We start from the raw sequence: 18,508 nt of genomic DNA on the forward strand, positions 1-18,508 counted from the left end.
TTTCGTCCCGCGCGACCGACGTTTTCAGCGCACGGCCGCGTCGCGCGCCTCGCCGAAGCCCATCATCCCGTATCGATAGGCGGCGAGCCGCGTGCTGAGGCAGGCCACCATCGGCGCGACGTGGTCATCGGCCGAGGACGCGCCTGGCGGCAGGACGAATTGTGCCGACGGCAGTGCGGAATGATGGTCGTGACCGATCGTCCCGCTCACCGCATGGCACGAGCGGGCGATGGCTTTCGCCGCGGTTGCGGTCAGGACCGGTTTCTCGCCAGGCGTCGTCGCGCATCCAGCAAGCACGGCGACGCCCAATGCCGTGACCGTGATGCGCTTCGTGGTCATTCGCTGCCCTTCCCCATCGGCGTGAATCAGCCCACTGCCACATCGTTCGTCAACGGGATTTTTGCGCGAAACCTTCGCATGGCGGCCGCTGTACCCCGGCGGAGGCCGGGGTACAGCATTGGTATGTCACGCCTGACGTTCCCGAGGTCTCGATGCGTAGCGGGGTCTACGCCGCGGCGAAGCTAAGGAACGCCTCGACACCGTTCGCCAGTGGCCCGGAGCACCCCGAAACGGGTCCGGGGTGACGGGTGACGAATTAAACCGCCCTAAGTCGCGCTTACCCTGCCCGTGCGCTGGAGCTTGCCCCAGCCGACCATCGGGCCGCGCAGCGCCTGCGCTATGGCCTTGAGCACGACGTAATACATGATCTGGCGATAGCCGATCCGCTGCGGGATCAGCAGCCAGAGCAGGCGCCATTTCTCGCGGCGTTCGAGCGCGAAGGCGATCGTCGCGGCGAGCAGGTCGATCGCGGTGAACACCAGCCAGAAGCCGAGCATCGTATAGACGTCGTGGCTGGTCTGCGCCCAGCCGTGCGCCTGGATGTCGAGATAGGTGACGAAGAAGCTGACGAGCAGCGCCAGATCGATGATCGGGCTGATCGCGGCGAGCAGGATCTGGAAGACGATCGCCTGCGGCAACCCGACCCAGCCGAGCCCGCGCGGGGCACTGCGGCCGATCGCCGAGCGATGCTTCCACAGGCATTGCAGCGTGCCGAACGCCCAGCGGAACCGCTGTTTGGCGAGCGCGCGGAACGTCTCGGGCGCCTCGGTCCAGGCGATCGCATATTGATCGTATTGGACGCGCCAGCCGGCGCGCTGGATCGCGATGGTGAGGTCCTGATCCTCGGCCAGCGTATCGTGCGGATAGCCGCCGACGGCGCGGATCGCGGCCAGCCGCCACGCGCCGACCGCGCCAGGCACGACGGTGATCGCGTCGAGCCGGGCGAAGGCGCGGCGTTCGAGGTTCTGCGCGGTGATATATTCGAGCGCCTGCCATTTGGTGACGAGATTGACGCGGTTGCCGACCTTGGCGTTGCCCGCGACCGCGCCGAGCTGCGGATCGTCGAACCAGCGCGCGAGGCGCGCGATCGTCGTCGGCTCGAACTGCGTATCGGCATCGAGCGCGATGACGATCTCGCCCTTGGCCAGCTCCAGCCCGGTATTGAGCGCGCGCGCCTTGCCACCATTCTCCAGCGTCAGCAGGCGAACGCGGGGATCGTCGGCGAAGGCGGCGGCGACGATCGCGGAGGTCGCATCCTTCGAACCGTCGTCGATCACGATCACCTCGATCCGCACGTCGGTCGAGGCGAGCACCCCGCGCACTGCGCGTTCGATGACCCGCTCTTCGTTATAGGCGGGGATCAGCACGGTGACGAAGCGGTCGGGGTCGATGCGCGGGAAGACGGTGCGCCCCTCGCGCCGCGCCTGGATCAGCGCCAGCGCGGACAGGGCCAGCGCACGCAGGATGCCGATCGCGATCGCGATGCCGAACAGCCAGCGCAGGCCGACCGCCATCGCGCCCAGCATGCTGAACAAGGCGAGATCGACGTTGGCGGCGAGCTGGTCGCTGGCGCTGATCGGCGGCATCGCGGCGTGGCGCGACAGGCCCGCGAGCGTCGACACGGGCACGAACTGATAGCCGAGCGCGCGCAGCCGATCGATGATCACCGGCAGCGCCGCAACCGTCTCGGCGCGGTTGCCGCCGGCGTCGTGGAGCAGGATGACGTTGCGGCTGCAATCCGCGTCCGAATCCTCGTCGCAATGATCGGGGCCGCTGGTCACCCGCGCGATCGTCGCGTCGATGATCTGCTGGACGCCCGGCCGCTTCCAGTCGCCGGGATCGACGTGCAGGCCGACCGAGACATAGCCGCGTTCCTGCGCCTGCAGCGCGGGCTCGATCTCGTCGGCGGTGGAGGGCTCGGCGTCGCCGAAATAGGGCGCGCGGAAGAAGCGCAGCGAATGGCCGGTGAACGCCTGGAACAGGCGCTGCGTCGCGTTGAGCTCGAACCACACCTGCCCCGGCGAGACGGTGGCGAGGTTCGGGTGGGTATAGGTGTGGCTGCCGATCTCATGCCCCTCGGCGACCATCCGCTGGAGCAGCGAACGCTGGGTCAGCGCATTCTCGCCGACGATGAAGAAGGTGGCGGCGACGTGCTTCTGCTTGAGCACGTCGAGGATCTGCGGCGTCCAGGTGCGATCGGGACCGTCGTCGAAGGTCAGCGCGAGCTGACTCTTGCGATAGCCGGTGCGATCGACCTCATAGGCCTTGGGCAGGCGATCGAAGCGCACGTCGGCGATCGCGCCGCCCGGCCCCGCCACCGCGTGGCGCGCGCCGGGTACGGGGGTGGCGGCGATCTTGAGGATCTCGCCCGCGCCCTCGATGTCGACGTTGGTGCCGGCGGGGATGGCGTCGATCGCCGACGGCGGCGGCAAGCTGCGGTGATCGCGGCCGAACAGCGACCACAGGCCCGGGTCCTCGGACCCCAGGCGCCACAAAGCGACGCTGCCGACGCCGGCGCGGTGCAGCATCTCGATCTGGTTATAGGCGGAGGCGGCGTCGAGCAGCCAGACGACGTGGCGGGTACCGCCCTCGCTATAGGCGAAGCTGCTGTTGCCGCTGGCGCGATCGAAGGCGGGCATCGTCCCCGAATCGCGCGCCGCCTGCCACGCCTCCTCGACGCCGAGCGGGTCGCCGCTGCCGTCGTGCCAGTCATAGGCGTAGGAGCCGATCGCGACGACGAGCTTGGCGGCGGGGATGCCGCGCGCGGCGCTGGCGACGGTTTCGGCGAACCAATGCTGCGAGGCGATCGGGCCAGCGGGGCCGCTCGTCTCATGCTCGTCATAGGCCATCAGGAAGATCTTGTCGGTGACCGCCGCGTAGGCGGGCAGGTTCCAGTCGGGATTGGCGACCGGCGCGGCGATCGACACGCTCCACCCGCGCGGCGCGAAGCGGCGCCGCGCCTCGCCGAGGAACATGCGGTAATTCGCCTGCGCGCTCGGCGGCAGGTCCTCAAGGTCGAAGAAGGCGCCGCCGGCGCCGTTCGTCGCGAGCCAGGGGATCAGCCGGTCGAGGAAGGCCGCGCGCGCCTTGGGGTCCGCGAGCAGCGCGGCAGTGCCGGCGCCGTCCCACGTGCCGTTGCTGGCGTTCTGGATCATCGGGATCACCACCGGGCGATGCACCGCATGGTTGAGGATGGCGCGGCCGGCGGTGTCGCGGAACACGGTGAGGTGATGATCGGCGCCGGTGACCGACACCCAGCCGGGGATCACCCAGTCGAGCTGTTCGACGTGGCGTTCGAGGCTGGCGGCGCTCGACGGGTCCCAGGGGGTGTGGAAGGCGATGGCGAGGCTGGGATTGGCCGCCGCATCCTTGCCGCGGCCGGTGCCGAGCAATTCGCCCGCATAATAATTGAGGCCGCGCTTTGCGCGACGGATGACGCCGTGCGGGGGGGCGAGACGGCGCAGCACCGGACGCTCGACATCCACCGGCAGCAGCGGCGCCGCAGGCACCGCGCCGATCGACACCGCGAACACCGCGAGCGCGAGCACGACCAGCGCGACGAAGGCGACGACGCCGAGCGTGAAGCGCCGCTTGCGTCGGCCGCTGGCGTCATAGAACACGGGATGTTGAGACATGATACGGCACTCCCCCGCGCCTCACATGCGCCAGACCGGGTGCCGCTATCAAGACACGGCGATGACAAAGCCGTCACGCGCGGCGACCGCGCGCAGGCGATGGATCGATATGCAGTCAATTCCTCCCCCGCCAGGGGGAGGTGGCGCCTCGAAGCGGTGACGGAGGGGGAGGTAAGCGACGTCCCCTGTGCCGTTTCCTCCCCCTCCGTCATGCCTTTGGCATGCCACCTCCCCCTGGCGGGGGAGGAGTTTTTTGACCGAAGTCTTTATGTCGACTCCGCCCCCCTAACCCTGCGGCACGACCAGCACCGTGCTGCCCTGCGTCTCGCCCGCCTCGAGCGCGCGATGCGCGTCGGCGGCCTGTTCGAGGGCGAAGCGCTGGCCGATATGCGGACGGATCGCACCCCGGCGCAGCATCGCGAAGACGCGGTCGACGCCGGCGCGGCGTTCCTCCGCGGTGACGTAATAGTCGAACAGTGTCGGGCGGGTGACGAACAGCGAGCCCCTGGCGGCGAGCGTGCCGAGCGCCACGTCGGTGACCGGGCCGCCGGCATTGCCGTAACTGACGATCAGCCCGCGCCGCGCGGTCGCGGCGAGCGTCGCGTCCCACGTCGCCTTGCCGACCCCGTCGAAGACCACCGCGACGCCGTCGCCGTCGGTCAACGCGCGCACCCGCACGGCGACATCCTCGTCGCGGTGGAGGATGACGCGGTCGGCGCCGGCGGCGCGGGCATGGTCGGCCTTGTCGGCATTGCCCGCGGTGCCGATCACGGTCGCGCCGATCGCCTTCAGCCAGCCGACCAGCAACTGGCCGACGCCACCCGCCGCCGCCCAGACCAGCACCGTCTGCCCCGGCTGCACCTTGGCGCAGCGATCGACCAGCACTTCGGTGGTGCAGCCCTTGAGCAGCAGCGCCGCGGCGGTCGCGTCGTCGACGTCGTCGGGCAGGTGGAGGAGCTGCTGCGCGGCGACGTTGCGTGCGGTGGCATAGGCGCCGCGCGCCGGGCCGAAGGTGCCGACGCGGTCGCCGACCGCAAAGCCCTCGACGCCGTCGCCGACCGCCTCGACCACGCCCGCCGCCTCGCTGCCGAGGCCGGCGGGCAGGTCGATCGGATAGACGCCGCTGCGGTGATAGGTGTCGATATAGTTGAGGCCGACGGCATGGTGACGCATCCGCACCTCGCCGGGCGCGGGCGGCGGCAGGTCTGCGTCGACCCATTCGATCACCTCCGGCCCGCCGGTGCGGGTGATGCGGGCTATGCGTTCGCTCATCTCATCCTCCTTGGGTGCTCGGGTCCGAACCGTCCGCGGAACCGGCGGTTGCACGATCAGCGCGGCACCGCGAACCAGATCGTGTGCATCGCGCCCTTGCCGTTGCTGCGCGCGCGGACGGTGACCTCGTCGACGGTGAAGCCGCCCTCGCGCAGACGGCGGGCGAAGGCGGCGTCCTTGGCCGCAGACCACACCGCGAGTACGCCGCCCGGGGCCAGCGCCGCGCGCGCCGCGGCGAGGCCGCGTGCCGCATACAGCCGGTCGTTGGCGGCGCGGACCAGCCCGTCGGGGCCGTTGTCGACGTCGAGCAGGATCGCGTCATAGCCGCGCGGCGTCGCGGCGATCACCTCGGCGACATCGGCGAAGGTGACGGCGACGCGGGGATCGTCGAGGCAGCCGGCGGTCAGCGCCGCCATCGGCCCGCGCGCCCAGTCGACGATCTGCGGCACGAGCTCGGCGACGGTCACCCGCGCCTGCGGGCCGAGCCTGGCGAGCGCGGCGCGCAGCGTGAAGCCCATGCCATAGCCGCCGACGAGCAGATGCGGCGCGGTGCGCGCGCCCAGCCGCTCGATCGTCATCGTCGCCAGTGCCTCTTCGGAGCCGCTCATCCGGCTGTTCATCAGCTCGTTGCGGTCGAGCACGATCATGTAATCGCCGCCGCGGCGGAACAGGCGCAGCGGCTCGCCGCCGGGGACCGGGGCGGTGTCGATCAATTCGCGTGGCGTCATGCCGGCTCGCTCCTCCTGCGCACAAAGCGCGCCTCTACCGCGACGATCGCCGCGCAGCGATGGGCGTTTTTGCAGAATCGGGCGTTTTGCTTTAACGGGCGTCGCCGAGGCGCCGCGCCCGCTGCACGCCGTCCATATCGTATCGACAGGATCATCACGCCCCACATGTCAGCCTACAAGCCCCAGACGTTCCAAGAGCGCGCCGCGCTGTCCGCCCAAGCCAAGCAGGCGGCGTTGGAGAAACTGCGCGCCAAGCCGCCGCTCGACCCGGCCGTGGTGGCCGCCCGCGTCGCCGCCGCCGAAGCCAAGGAAGCCGCCCTCGCCAAGGCGCGCGCCGACAAGCAGGCCGCCCGCGAACAGGCGATCGCCGAGAAGAAGGCCGCCGCCGAAGCCGCCGCGCTTGCCGCCGCCGAGGCCGCCGCCAAGGCCAAGCCCAAGATGCCGACCGAGGCCGAAATGAAGGCCGCCCGCGACGCCCGCTACGCCGCCCGCAAATCGCGCGCGGGGAAGAAGTAGGATCGGCTAACCCAGCCGGTTGATGGGGGTCGGCTGGAGACAGCCGGCCCCTTTTCTTTAGATCGATCCACCCAACGCGTTGGTGCTGAGCTTGTCGAAGCGCCGTGAGACTCACCTGACGGTTGCGGATCGCTGCCCCCCGTTCGACCCCCCGCCCCCTCAATAATCCTTCGACATGCGCACGTTGGCGCTCTGGCGGCCGAGCGTCGAGATGCTCGACAGGAGCGAGAGCCAGCGGGTGACCTGGAATTCGACCTGCGTCGCGGAATAGCCCTGACCGTCGGTGACGATCTCCGCATAGAGGCGCCGCGTGACGTATTTGCCGGCGGCGATCGAGGTGCCCTGGCCGGTCTGCGGGTCGGCGGGGAGGATGCGCAGGCGGTCGAGCCCGGCGGCGCGGCGCACCGCGTTGATCGGGTTGAGGCCGTTGCCGCCGTTCTGCAACGCCGCCACCGCCGCGGCGAGCTGCAACGCCTCGGGTGCGGACAATTTGGTGATCGAGGTGCCGAACAGCAGGCGCGACAGCAATTCGTCCTCGGGCAAGGCGGGCGTGCTGGTGAAGCCGATCTCCGGCTTCAGCGCGGTGCCGGTGACGCGGATCGTCGCGTTGAGGCCGGTGCTGTCGGCGTTCGCCTCGATGTCGAGCACCGGATTGGCGGGCACTTCGCCGGCGAAGCGGATGACGCCGCGCGACAGCTGGAACTTGCGCCCGGCGAATTCATAATCGCCGCGGATCATGTTCGCCTGGCCGGTGATCGCGGGATTGCCGGGCTGGCCGGCGATGCCGAGGTCGGCGGACCATTCGCTCGACAGGCCGAGGCCGCTGACGATGACCTTGTCGGGCGCCTTCGCCTTGATCGCCAGCGTCCAGGGCGGCGGCGGTGCCTCGTCCTCCTCGCCGCCCTCGGGCAGGTTGATCTCGCGGATCTTGAGCTGCGGCAGCGCGCTCGCGGCGCTCGCCTGGCCGAGCCGGTAGCGGCTGCGGTCGAGCACGACGTCGCCCGCGATCGTCCCGCCGGCGCCGTCGGAGGTGAAGGTGAGCGGCCCGGTGACGGTCGCGCCGATGTCGTCGCGGTTGATCATCACCGCATGATCGGCGCGCAGCTTGAGGTCGAGGCCGATGCCGTGCGCCGCGGCGAAGTCGAAGCCGCCGCTGCCGGTGACGCGCCCGCCCTTGCCGGCGTCGGCGGCGAACCGGTCGATCTGGAGGCGCGAGCCCCCGAAGCGGCCGGTCGCCTGGACGTTGGTGAGGACGGTGCCGGTATTGGCGCTCTCGATGCGTGCGCCGTTTGCCTGCAGGACGCCGCGGATCACCGGCGCGCCGATCCGGCCGCTGACGTCGGCACCGATCGCGACCGGACCGGAGAGGTCGAACAATTCGATTCCCGTCAGCCGCCAGACGGTGTCCGCCGGCCCCTGATAGCGCAATTGCGCGAACAACGGCGCGGCGGCGATGCGGCTGGCGAGGTCGCCCTCCCCCAATGGCCGCAGCAGCGCCTGCGCGCGGCCGATCGTCCGGCCGCCCGACGCCATTACCGCGCGCACGCCGAGCCGGTCGGCGGAGAGCGCGGCGGCGAGGCCGAGGTCGATCGGCCGCGACGCCAGCACCAGCCCGGCGCGACTGAGCCCGCGCACGGTGAGGTCGGCCTTGCCGGTCGGCGCGGCACCGGCGGCGGTCGCGTAGCTGACGCTGCCCGAGGCGGTGCCGCTGAGGCCGAGGCGCGGATAGCCGATGTCGAGGATCGCCAGCGGCATGCGGGTGAGCGAGGCGTCGACCGACAAAGCGGCGTCGCTGAACCGGCCGCCGACCTGCGCCTCGCCGCCGGCGAAGCTGAGCCGGGTCGGCGCCAGTATCCAGCCGTCTCCGTCGCGGGTGATCTCGGCGGGCGAGAGCAGGCGCAGCGGGCGCCGGTCGAGCGTGCCCTGCGCGGCGACCAAGAAACGGTCGGGGGCGACCTGCGTCACGGTCTGGATGTCGAAGGCGCGGCCGCGCGAGCCGGCGATCGAGGCGCGCACTTCGCCGACGCCGCCGCGCAGCTTGGCATTGGCGGCGAAGCGCGCGAGGCTGAGCCGGCCCTGACGGACGCCGGCGCCGGTCGCGGTGAGATCGAGCGCGGTGCCGGCGGGGTCGAGCAGCAGCGCGGCATCGACGTGGCCGCGGCGCAGGGTGGCGGCGCCGAGGCGGGCATTGCCAGCGTCGAGATGCGTCTCGATACGCTGCACGGTGCCGACCGGGCGGAACAGCAATTCGCCCGTCAGTCCGCCGCCGGTGACGGCGAGCCGCCCGGTGAAGCCGCCATGGCCCATCGCCAGCCGGCCCGCGGCATCGGTGCCGCTGACCGACAGCCGATCGACGACGAGGATGTCGTCGACGCCGGGCGGCAGCAGCAGGATCGATCCCGCGGCGGTGAACGGCCCGAGCCGCGAGCCGCCCTCGCCGCGCCAGGTGAACCCGGTCGGGGTCGGATCGAGGTGCGCGCGCACCTGCGACAGGCCGAGCGCGGCATTGGGGCTGGCGAACTGGAGGTCGAGCGTCGGACGATCGATCTTGCCGTCGAGGCGCAGCGTCACCGGTCCATAGGTGGCGTGACGCCCGATCGCCTCGATATGGAAGGTGTCGTCGGTGCGGCGATAGCCGTTGCCACGCAGCGTGAGCAGCGGCGAGGTCAGCACCATGTCGGAGAAACGCAGCAGCCCGTCGGCGCCGCGTTCGAGGTTGGTGACGATGCGCGGCAGGCCGCCGGTCAGGCCGCGGAGGAAACCGTTGTCGAGCCGGACGACCTGCGCGGTGCCGCGACCGACGATGCGCGTGCCCTTGCCGCCCGCCCCCGGCACGACGCGCAGGTCGGAGCGGAGATCGACGACGCCGAGCCCCTTGACAAACAGGCGGTTGAGCGTGCCGTTCAGCCCGACCTCGTAGCGGCCGGTGGCGAGGTCGAGCGCGACCATCAGCCGCCCGGCGAGCTTGTCGGAGCGCAGCCGCAGCGCGTCGCCGGTGAGCAGCGAGCCGGTGAGCACGAGCGGCCCGTCGAGGCTGAAGTTGCGCAGGATGCCGCCGGCGACGGTGCCGATGCCGGTGACCTCAGCCGCGGTGAAGCGCGTCGGCAGCGTCCGCTTGCCCGGCCCCAGCCGGCCGCTGCCGGCGAGGCGGACGGTGTCCAGCCCGGTGCGGTCGATCGCGAGCCGGTCCGCCTTGAGGCGATAGTCGAACCGGGCGGTGCGGAAGCCGCCGTCGAGCACGGCGCGCAGCTCGACGCCGCTGCCGGTCATCGCCGGGATCACCGCCGCGGGGCGGAGCAGCCGCGCGCGCAGCCGCAGGTTGCGCCAGGCGTTGGCGCCGAGATCGACCAGCCCGACCGCATCCAGCGCGAGCGCCGGGCTGCGCAGGTCGAGACTGCCGTCGAGCCGGCGGTCGGCGAAGGTCGCGTCGCCGCGGACGCGCATCCGCGGGCCGGCGAGGCGCAGCGCCGCGCCGCTCACGATGCCGGCGGGGGCGATCTCGCCGGACAGCGTGTAGCGGCCGTCGGTCGCCGCCAGCGCGAGGTCGAGCGCGCGCGCGGCACCGACGCGGCCGGTCGCCCTGCCCCGCCAGCGCGACCAGCGGCCGTCGCCGTCGATGTCGAGCGCGACGCTGCGCCGCAACCCGAGGCTGCGCGCGAGCACGCCGCCGGCAGCCCCCGCGGCGCGGACGTCGACGTCGAACCGGTCGCGGTCGGGCTCGGCGTCGAGGCGCAAAGCGAGCCGGTCGGAGCCGGCGACGCGCGCGTCCAGCCGGACCAGCGCGCGGCCGTGACGGATGTCGGCCCGCCCGGCGACCCGGCCGATCCGCTCGCTGCCGAGCACGCGACGGGCGAGCACCAGCCGATCGACGCTCAATGCGCCGATGCGGATGTCGAAATCCGGCAGGATCGGCCCCGGGCGCGCGGATGCGCGGGTATGCGGCGCGTGGAACAGCGTCGCCTGCGGGATCGCCAGCTCCCTGATGATGAGCTGGTGACGCGCCCAGCGCCACGGCGCCCAGTCGAGCGCCACCGCGGGCGCCTGGACGAGCAGGCCGTCGAGATCGTAGACGCGCACGTCCTTGAGGCGAGTGCGGCCGTAGAGCGAGCCGTCGATCCGGCCGATGGTGAAGCGCAGCCCGTTGGCGGTGCGGATCGCGCCGATCCGTTGCGCCACCCAGCGATGGCCGACGTCGGTGTCGACGATCAGCAGCGCCAGCGCGGCGATCCCGGCGAGCGCGACCAGAATTGTCGCGATGCGCCGCAGCCAGCGCGTCAAAACGCCTGCCCCAGCGAGACGTAGACGGCGATACGGCTGTCGCCCGGCTGCGGGTTGAGCGGCGTGCCGACGTCGAAGCGGATCGGGCCGAAGTTGGAATAATAACGGACGCCGACACCGGCGCCATATTGGAAGTCGCCGAGTTTCGGGATCGCGCTGGTGTAGATCGTGCCGCCGTCGAGGAAGGGGACGATGCCGAAATTGCCGAAGGTCTTGACGCGTGCCTCGATCGAGAATTCGGCGAGGCTGCGGCCGCCGATCGGATCGTTGTTGACGTCGCGCGGGCCGATCGCCTGATAGCCATAGCCGCGCACCGATGCGCCGCCGCCGGCGTAGAAGCGCCGCGACGGCGCGATGCTGTCGCGCGACGCGCCGAGGATCGAGCCGAGCCGGATGCGCTCGGCGAGCACGACGCCGCGATGCGCGGGCTGGTAGGCGCTGGCGTCGATCTGCACCCGCGCATAGCCGAAGGCGTCGTTCTCCAGCGAGAATTCCGGGCTGAACCGGCCGCCGAGGCGGAAGCCGCGGGTCGGGTTGAGCAGGTCGTCGGAGCCGTCGTAATTGAGGCTGGTCGGCGCGGCGGCGATGTAGAAGGTGCGGCGGCGTGGCTCACCGGTCGCGGCTATGACGTCGCGCTCGTCGGAACTGAGCACCTCGCCGCCGATCGACCAGGTCCACGTCTTCTGGAAGAAGATCGTCGTCTGTCGTTCGATATTGGCGGCGACGGTATAGGTCTTGGCCTCATAGGCGTCGCGCTGGACGTGGCTGGCGGAGATCTGCGCGGTGAACACGCGATCGCGATCGCCGAAATTGTTGCGGCGGAAGACGACGCTGCCGAGCTGTTCGCGGGTGCCGAGCACGCTGCGCAGCGTGAGCGCGCCTTCCGGCGGGAACAGATTGCGATGCGTCCAGCTCAGTTCGGCGCGGGCGCCCTCGCCGGTGCCGTAGCCCAATTCGCCGGCGATGGTGTGCGGCGGCGCGGCGGCGAGCTTGACGCCGATGTCGACGGTGCCGGGCGCGTCGCCGGGGATCGGCTTGACCTCGACCGCGGCGACGAGCCCGGTCTGGATCAACGCGCGGCGCAGGTCGTCCAGCGTCGTCGCGTCGAACGTGTCGCCGGGGGACAGGCGGGCGATTTCCTGCACGTGTTCGGCGTCGAACACGCGATTGCCGGGCAGCGCGACGAACTTGCCGAAGCGGCTCTCCGCGCCGGGCGCGACCTGAAGGTCGAGCGTCGCGCTCTTGGTGGCGTGATCGACGACGACCTGCGGCTCGCCGACGTCGGCGAAGGGGAAACCGGACTTGCCGATCTCAGCGGTCAGCCGCGCGGTGCCCGCGACGATCGCATCGGCGTTGACCGGGTCCTGCGGCTTCACCCCGAACGCCCTGCGCAGCGGCTGCGCCTTGGCACCCGCCGCGGCGATACCGCCGAGCGTCACGTCCTTCAGCCGGTAGAGCGTGCCGGGCTCGGCGGCGAGCACGACGAGCGGCTTGGCACCGGGCTCGACCCGCGTCGTCACGCGCGCGTCGTAATAGCCCTCGCCGCGCAGCAACGTCTGGAGAAGGTCGGCGTCCTCGCGCGCGCGACGATCGAGCTGCGCGGCATTGGCGGCGGTGCCGTCATTGGCGTCGAGCGTCGACAATTCCTCGAAGCGCTTGCGCAGCAGCGGCGTCGCGCTGGTGTCGATACCGTCGATCCGCCAATCGTAGCGCCGTTCCGCGGCACCATCGGTCGCCGCCGCGGCCGCCGCGCCGGCGGGGTCGGCGCCGAGCTCGGGCCAGGCGACGCCGATGTCGGGCAGCGGCGCGAGCGGCGCATTGGGGTCGAGCGGCGTCGCGTCCGCCGGCATGGTCTGCGCCGCGGCCTGTCCGGGAAGAAGGAGCACGGCAGTCGCGCCAAGCCCGAACCACCCCAAACGCAACAGCATGGCGCCGTCCTAGCGCGCGGCGGTTGCTCGCAACAGTCCCATTTCCGACGCGTTTGCGCTCGATCGGGCGCGCATATCGCCCGACCGGGCGCGGCGCGGCCGCGGATGCGAGCCCGACCAAGGTTGCGGTTGCGCAGCAACGCTCCGCGCGGGCATGCGAGCACGTGTTCGCCGATGAAAGGAACGCCATGAAGGCCCTGCCCCTGCTCGCCGCGCTGGCCGCGTCGCTTGTCCCCGCCGCCGCGGTGGCCGACGACCAGTTCAAGCTGCTCGTGATCGCCGCGCCGAGCACCTATCATTACGAATACATCCCGGTCGCGCGGGAGAATCTGGAGCGGCTCGCAAGGCTGCACGGCTTTGCGATGACCTGGACGAGCAACGGCGCGGCGTTCGACGGCGATCTCGGTCAATATGCCGCGGTGATGTTCCTCAACACGCCCGCCGAGACGCTGAGCGAACCGCGGCGGCGGCGGTTCGAGGCCTATATGCGCGGCGGCGGCAATGCGATGGTGGTGCATCGCGCCGCGATCATCCCGCCCGCGGCGTGGCCGTGGTACGAACAGCTGGTCGGCCGCTCCTTCGTCAACCATCCGATGCTGCAGACCGGCGTGGTGACGGTGACCGACAGAAGCTTCCCGGCGACCTTCGGCCTGCCCGATCGCTGGATCTGGAGCGACGAATATTACGTCACCGCCAACCCCTATAAGGTGACCATCCACCCGGTGCTGAACGCCGACGAGACGAGCTACGATCCGACGCGGATCTGGCCGGGGCAGGTCGGCCGGCGGATGGGCAAGGATCATCCCGAGGCCTGGTATCGCTCGTACGAGAAGGGCCGCGTCTTCGTCACCCTGCTCGGCCACAACGTCGAAATGTATCGCGACGACCGGTACCTGCAACATCTGCTCGGCGGGATCTACTGGACCGCGACCGGCCGCGGGCAAGGGTAAGGCGCGGGACTTCCGACCGTCCTCAATGCACCGTGCCGACCGCCTCTTCGCGCGTGAGAAGGGCGATCAGGCGAGCGGTCTGGCGCCAGCGACAAAAGTGCACGACGTTGCCGATGTCGCGCATATGGCCGGCACGGATCGCGGCTTCGACCGGGGCGTGAGCGCCGAACAGCATGATCAGGTCGGTCGCCTCAACGACCTGCTCGGCATCGTCGAGATGGAACGGCGCGTTATCTAAGTCCTGATGGATCATCGCCGCATCCCTACACGCCGCGTGCCAGATCATGGAATGGGTGCCGAGGGGCGGGAGACGATGGTAAACCCTTGCGCCGCCGCCGTCCCGCGTGTCCCCGGCGGGGACGCTGGCGTCTCGCGGCGGGACGTGGCAGGACCGCGCAATGGCCGAAACTCCTCCTTCCGCTGCCGGCGGCATCCTCGTGGCGATCTGCTCGATCGGCGGTGCGGTCGTCGGTCTGATCCAGGGTCAGGTGACGATCGGCTTCCTCGCGGGGCTCGCGATCGGCGCGGCGGGCGCGGTCGCAGTGTGGCTGCGCGACAGCCGCCGCTGATCAGCGCGGTTCGCGCATCAGCCAGACGACGCGACCGATCACCTCCACGACGCCGTCCGGCACCGGCGGCGCAGCGGGATTGTCGCTGGCGATCGTCAGCCCCTCACGGCGACGCGCAATGCGCTTGACCATGACGGCGTCCTCGATCCGGATGACGAACACCCGCCCCTGCGCATCGGGCGTGCGACGCGCCTGGTCGACGACGATCAGGTCGCCGTCGATCAGCCCCGGCTCCATCGAATCGCCGCGCACCCGCACGATCGCCGCCATCCCCTCGCGCAGGCCGAGCCTGGTCGCCAGCGCCGGATCGATCGCCGCGGCACCGAGCATCACCTCGCCGTCGACGAACGCGCCCGGCCCCGCCGAAGCGGCGACGTCGAGCCGCGGCAGCGTGAACGGCCGGCGCCCGGGGTCCGCGCCGAGTTCGACCTCATCGACGCCGAAATAATCGGCGAGTCGGCGGCGATCGTCGGGCGCGAGCCGGCGCGGCGAGCCGCGTACGACGAACTGCTGGAGATAGGCGGCGTTGCGGCCGAGCATCGCCGACAGCGCGGCGAGGCTGTCGCCGCGCGCCGCCGCCAATGCCTTCAACCGCAGCCCTGCCTCGCCTTGCGCCATGGCCGCGACGATAGCGTAGGAAATTCTCCTAGACAAGTTGGATCGACCGGAACAGATCGTGAACATCACCCCAAGGACTCGGGAGGGAAAGATGTCATTGCTGGTCAAGATCGACCGCTATCTGCGGCGTACCAACATGTCGCGCACGCAATTCGGCCGGTTGGCGGTCAACGATCCGCGGCTGGTCACCGACATGATCCGCGGCCGCGTGATCGGTCCGGCGGTCGAGGCGCGGATCACGCGATTCATCGACGGGAGGGAGGTATGATCCACCGCCCCGATCCGCAGCGCCGGCTGCACCGCGCGCTGGCGGCGAGCGCCGCCTGTCACGGCCTGACGCTGCATCCCATCACGGTGCGCGAACGGCCGTGGTCGAGCGCGACCTTCACCGGCTGGCGGCTGACGCTCGACTTGGCGATCGGCGGCGGCGATCCCGGCGACTGGCTGGCGGCGCTGCCCGAAGAGGATCTGCCGGTGCCGGGCCGGTTGGTCGCCGATCTGGTGGTGACGCACGCCGTCGCGACGCGCGCGACGCTGGCGGTGCTGTTGCTGGAGAGTGGTGACGGCTTCGGCTAAGCTGTTGCTATGACGATCACCTATCGCAGCTACCTGCGCCTGCCCGAATTGCTCGACCTGCAATCGCCGCTGAGCGGGGTGCATGACGAACTGCTGTTCGTGACGATCCATCAGGCGTCGGAGCTGTGGATGAAGCTCTGCCTGCACGAACTCGGCGAGGCGCGGCGGCGGATCGCGGCGGACGATCTGCCGCCGGCGCTCAAGATGATGGCGCGGGTCAGCCGCATCCAGACGCAGCTCATCCAGTCGTGGGAGGTGCTGGCGACGATGACCCCGGCGGATTACGCCGCGATGCGCGGCAGCCTGGGGCAGAGTTCGGGCTTCCAGTCCGACCAATATCGCTGCCTCGAATTCATCATGGGCAATCGCAACGCGGCGATGGTGGCGCTGTTCGAGGAGCCGGCCGTGCGCGAGCGACTGGCGGCCGAGCTCGCGGTGCCCAGCCTGTACGACGAGGCGCTGCGGCTGCTCGCGCGTCGCGGACTGCCGGTGCCCGCCGCCCGGATCGAACGCGACTTCGCGCAGATCGCGCCGCCGTCGGCGGCGGTCGAGGTCTGTTGGGCGACCGTCTATGGTCGGCCGAACGACTATTGGGATTTGTACGAACTCGCCGAAAAGCTGGTCGATCTGGAATATCACGTCCAGCTCTGGCGGTTCGGGCATCTCAAGACGGTGGAGCGGGTGATCGGGTTCAAGGCCGGCACCGGCGGCACCGCCGGCGTGCCCTATCTCGCCAAGGTGGTCGAACAGCGTTTCTTTCCCGAATTGCTCGACGTCCGCACGAGTTTGTAGTGCGACGACACGAGGCTACGCCGCGACGAACCGCAGCCGAATGTATTTGGATATAATGTAACATCCCGCCTAGATGCTTCGCACCTGCACAATCGCGGGTTGTCTATCGTGCACCGCGGAGTTTCGATGCTGAAGTTTTCCCTGCTGGCGGGCGCTGCCCTGATCGCCGTCCCCTTCCCCGCCCTCGCCCAGACCGATCCGACCATTCCGGCGCCGCAGGGCCGAGACATCATCGTCACCGCCGCGCTGCCGCAGAGCGAACGCGACGTATTGCAGGGCACGTCGGTGATCTCGGGCGAGGAACTGACCCGCAACCTCCGCCCGACGATCGGCGAGACGCTGGCGCGCCAGCCCGGCGTGTCGGCGACCTCGTTCGGGCCGAGCGCATCGCGGCCGATCCTGCGCGGCTTCCAGGGCGATCGCATCCGCGTGCTGACCGACGGCATCGGTTCGATCGACGTATCGAACACCAGCGTCGACCATGCGGTGATCATCGATCCCCTGCTCGCCGAACGGATCGAGGTGCTGCGCGGGCCGTCGGCGCTGTTGTTCGGATCGTCGGCGGTCGGCGGCGTCGTCAACGTGATCGACACGCGCATCCCGCGGACGGTGCCGGAGAAGGGCTATCGGCTGAACGGCATCGCCAATTACGGATCGGCGGCGGACGAGCGCTCGGGCGGCGCGGCGGGGGATGTCGCGGTCGGCGAGCATCTGGTGCTGCACGCCGATGGATCGTATCTGAAGGCGGACGATCTGCGCACCGGCCACGGCTATCTGCTGTCGCCGAGCGCGCGCGCCGCGGCGCTGAGCCAGGTCGGCCTGCCGCAGGATACCGACGAGCCGATCGACTTCGCCGCCTCCGCCGGGCTGCGCAACCGCCTGCCCAATTCAGCGGCGACGACCTGGACCGCCGGCGCAGGCGCGGCGATCATCACCGATACCGGCAATCTCGGCGTGTCGTACAGCCATTACGACAGCCTCTACGGCGTGCCGATCCGCTACGCGACCGCGGTCGGCCAAGAGCAGGAGGCGCCCCGGCTGTCCGTGGTGCAGAACCGCGTCGACCTGCGCGGCGAGGTGAAGACCGGCGGTGACATCTTCGACCGCATCCGCATCCGGGCGGGTCAGGCGACCTATCGCCATTTCGAGCTGGAGGAGGACGGCAGCGTCGGCACCGCTTTCTACAACAAGGGGCTCGAGGGGCGATTGGAGATCGTTCAGGCGAACCGCGGCGGCTGGCAAGGCGCGAGCGGCGTCCAATATTTCAATCGCATCTTCAACGTCGTCGGCGACGAGGCCTTCCTGCCGAAGAACGAGACCGACCAGACCGGCTTCTTCACGCTGCAACAATATAGCGCGGGGCCGTTCCGCGCCGAAGGCGGCCTGCGCTACGAATTGACCGACGTCGCCGGGCGCGTGCCGAACGGCGAGGACCGGTTCTTCGGCGGCACGCGGCATTTCGAGGCATTGTCGGGCTCGGTCGGCGCCTCCTATGCGATCGGCGACGGCATCCGCATCGGCCTCAACGGCTCGCGTACCGAGCGTGCGCCGTCGGCGGAGGAATTGCTCGCCAACGGACCGCATGCCGGCACGCAGGCCTATGAATTGGGCGATCCCAACTTCCGGGTGGAGAAATCCTGGGGGCTGGAGGCGACGCTGCACGCGCATGGCGACGGCTACAGCTTCGATGCTTCGGCCTATTACAACTGGTTCTCCAACTATATCTCGGAGAACCGGGTCGATCCGGCGGTGTGCCTGACGCGGACCGACGAACTCGACGGCCTGCCCTGCTTCCAATATCAGCAGGGCGACGCGCGCTATTACGGGTTCGAGGCGGATGCCTCGGTGCGGCTGGCGCGGATCGGCGGTTATACGATCAACGCCGACCTGCTGGGCGATTACGTCCATGCCAATATCGTCGATCTCGGTCCGGTGCCGCGCATTCCGCCGGCGCGCGTGCTCGGCGGGATCGAGGCGCAGGGCGAGCGGCTCGGCGGCCGCGTCGAGGTGGAGCACGTCTTCGACCAGAACCGCATCGCCGCGTTCGAGACGCCGACCAGCGACTATACGATGGTCAACGCCTCGGCCTCGATCAGCCCGTTCGGCAAGGACAACAAGACCAGCCTGTTGCTGTCGGCGAACAATCTGTTCGACGTGGTCGCGCGCCGGCATTCGAGCTTCCTCAAGGACTTCGCGCCGCTCGCCGGGCGCGACATCCGGGTGACGCTTCGCTTCGGACTGTAAACATCGCATTCCCCCCGGCACGGGGAGGTGGCACGGCGAGGCCGTGACGGAGGGGGCTCCCAC

At 70.3% G+C, this 18,508-nt stretch carries 15 protein-coding genes; 7 read left to right on the top strand and 8 right to left on the bottom strand.

The genetic code is table 11. The features are described 5' to 3' along the window. Positions 1-24: 24 nt before the first annotated feature. The 4 genes from SFC76_RS10840 to SFC76_RS10855 all read right to left on the bottom strand — a co-directional run bounded on the left by SFC76_RS10840 (position 25) and on the right by SFC76_RS10855 (position 5,974). Positions 25-339, bottom strand: coding sequence for a hypothetical protein (locus SFC76_RS10840; RefSeq protein ID WP_322849490.1), 315 nt, complete (start codon positions 337-339; stop codon positions 25-27). A gap of 266 nt (positions 340-605) precedes the next feature. Beyond that, a complete protein-coding gene (locus SFC76_RS10845; RefSeq protein WP_322849491.1) occupies positions 606-3,974 on the bottom strand; it encodes a glycosyltransferase in 3,369 nt (1,122 codons plus the stop codon). Positions 3,975-4,259: 285 nt separating this feature from the next. Further along, positions 4,260-5,246: a quinone oxidoreductase gene (locus tag SFC76_RS10850; protein WP_322849492.1), complete on the bottom strand. Its 987-nt coding sequence runs from the start codon at positions 5,244-5,246 to the stop codon at positions 4,260-4,262. A 56-nt stretch (positions 5,247-5,302) separates the two neighbouring features. Next, positions 5,303-5,974, bottom strand: a complete 672-nt coding sequence (locus SFC76_RS10855) for a spermidine synthase (protein ID WP_322849493.1) — start codon at positions 5,972-5,974, stop codon at positions 5,303-5,305. Positions 5,975-6,139: 165 nt separating this feature from the next. Here SFC76_RS10855 and SFC76_RS10860 point away from each other — a divergent pair, with 165 nt between their 5' ends. Next, positions 6,140-6,490 carry a DUF6481 family protein gene (locus SFC76_RS10860; RefSeq protein WP_322849494.1) on the top strand — a complete coding sequence of 117 codons (351 nt, stop codon included), beginning with the start codon at positions 6,140-6,142 and terminating at the stop codon, positions 6,488-6,490. A gap of 159 nt (positions 6,491-6,649) precedes the next feature. Here the strand turns inward: SFC76_RS10860 and SFC76_RS10865 are convergent, their stop codons facing one another. Both SFC76_RS10865 and SFC76_RS10870 read right to left on the bottom strand, forming a co-directional pair. Further along, positions 6,650-10,768 (bottom strand): translocation/assembly module TamB domain-containing protein, encoded by a 4,119-nt coding sequence (locus SFC76_RS10865; protein ID WP_416222412.1) that lies wholly within the window; start codon positions 10,766-10,768, stop codon positions 6,650-6,652. Beyond that, positions 10,765-12,696 (bottom strand): autotransporter assembly complex protein TamA, encoded by a 1,932-nt coding sequence (locus tag SFC76_RS10870; protein ID WP_322849495.1) that lies wholly within the window; start codon positions 12,694-12,696, stop codon positions 10,765-10,767. The genes SFC76_RS10865 and SFC76_RS10870 overlap by 4 nt, the downstream gene beginning before the upstream one ends. A gap of 188 nt (positions 12,697-12,884) precedes the next feature. Here SFC76_RS10870 and SFC76_RS10875 point away from each other — a divergent pair, with 188 nt between their 5' ends. After that, complete coding sequence (locus tag SFC76_RS10875) at positions 12,885-13,646, top strand: ThuA domain-containing protein (RefSeq protein ID WP_322849496.1); 762 nt, start codon at positions 12,885-12,887, stop codon at positions 13,644-13,646. Positions 13,647-13,668: 22 nt separating this feature from the next. Here the strand turns inward: SFC76_RS10875 and SFC76_RS10880 are convergent, their stop codons facing one another. Further along, a complete protein-coding gene (locus SFC76_RS10880; protein ID WP_322849497.1) occupies positions 13,669-13,899 on the bottom strand; it encodes a hypothetical protein in 231 nt (76 codons plus the stop codon). A 145-nt stretch (positions 13,900-14,044) separates the two neighbouring features. Here SFC76_RS10880 and SFC76_RS10885 point away from each other — a divergent pair, with 145 nt between their 5' ends. Next, entirely contained in the window at positions 14,045-14,215 is a 171-nt protein-coding gene (locus tag SFC76_RS10885) for a hypothetical protein (RefSeq protein WP_171009451.1), read from the top strand. Here SFC76_RS10885 and SFC76_RS10890 read toward each other — a convergent pair whose 3' ends face one another. Beyond that, entirely contained in the window at positions 14,216-14,833 is a 618-nt protein-coding gene (locus SFC76_RS10890; protein WP_322849498.1) for a LexA family transcriptional regulator, read from the bottom strand. It abuts the gene before it with no gap. 91 nt (positions 14,834-14,924) lie between these two features. Between SFC76_RS10890 and SFC76_RS10895 the strand changes: the two genes are divergently transcribed. From SFC76_RS10895 to SFC76_RS10910, 4 genes are all read left to right on the top strand, one after another. Then, positions 14,925-15,101, top strand: a complete 177-nt coding sequence (locus SFC76_RS10895; RefSeq protein WP_322849499.1) for a hypothetical protein — start codon at positions 14,925-14,927, stop codon at positions 15,099-15,101. After that, positions 15,098-15,409 (top strand): hypothetical protein, encoded by a 312-nt coding sequence (locus SFC76_RS10900; protein WP_322849500.1) that lies wholly within the window; start codon positions 15,098-15,100, stop codon positions 15,407-15,409. Before SFC76_RS10895 ends, SFC76_RS10900 begins: the two co-directional genes overlap by 4 nt. Positions 15,410-15,418: 9 nt before the next feature. Continuing rightward, complete coding sequence (locus tag SFC76_RS10905; RefSeq protein WP_322849501.1) at positions 15,419-16,201, top strand: tryptophan 2,3-dioxygenase; 783 nt, start codon at positions 15,419-15,421, stop codon at positions 16,199-16,201. Between the two features lie 126 nt (positions 16,202-16,327). Further along, positions 16,328-18,445 (top strand): TonB-dependent receptor, encoded by a 2,118-nt coding sequence (locus tag SFC76_RS10910; protein WP_322849502.1) that lies wholly within the window; start codon positions 16,328-16,330, stop codon positions 18,443-18,445. Positions 18,446-18,508 lie beyond the last annotated feature (63 nt).

Source organism: Sphingomonas sp. CD22, from assembly GCF_034556155.1.
GTDB lineage: Bacteria > Pseudomonadota > Alphaproteobacteria > Sphingomonadales > Sphingomonadaceae > Sphingomonas.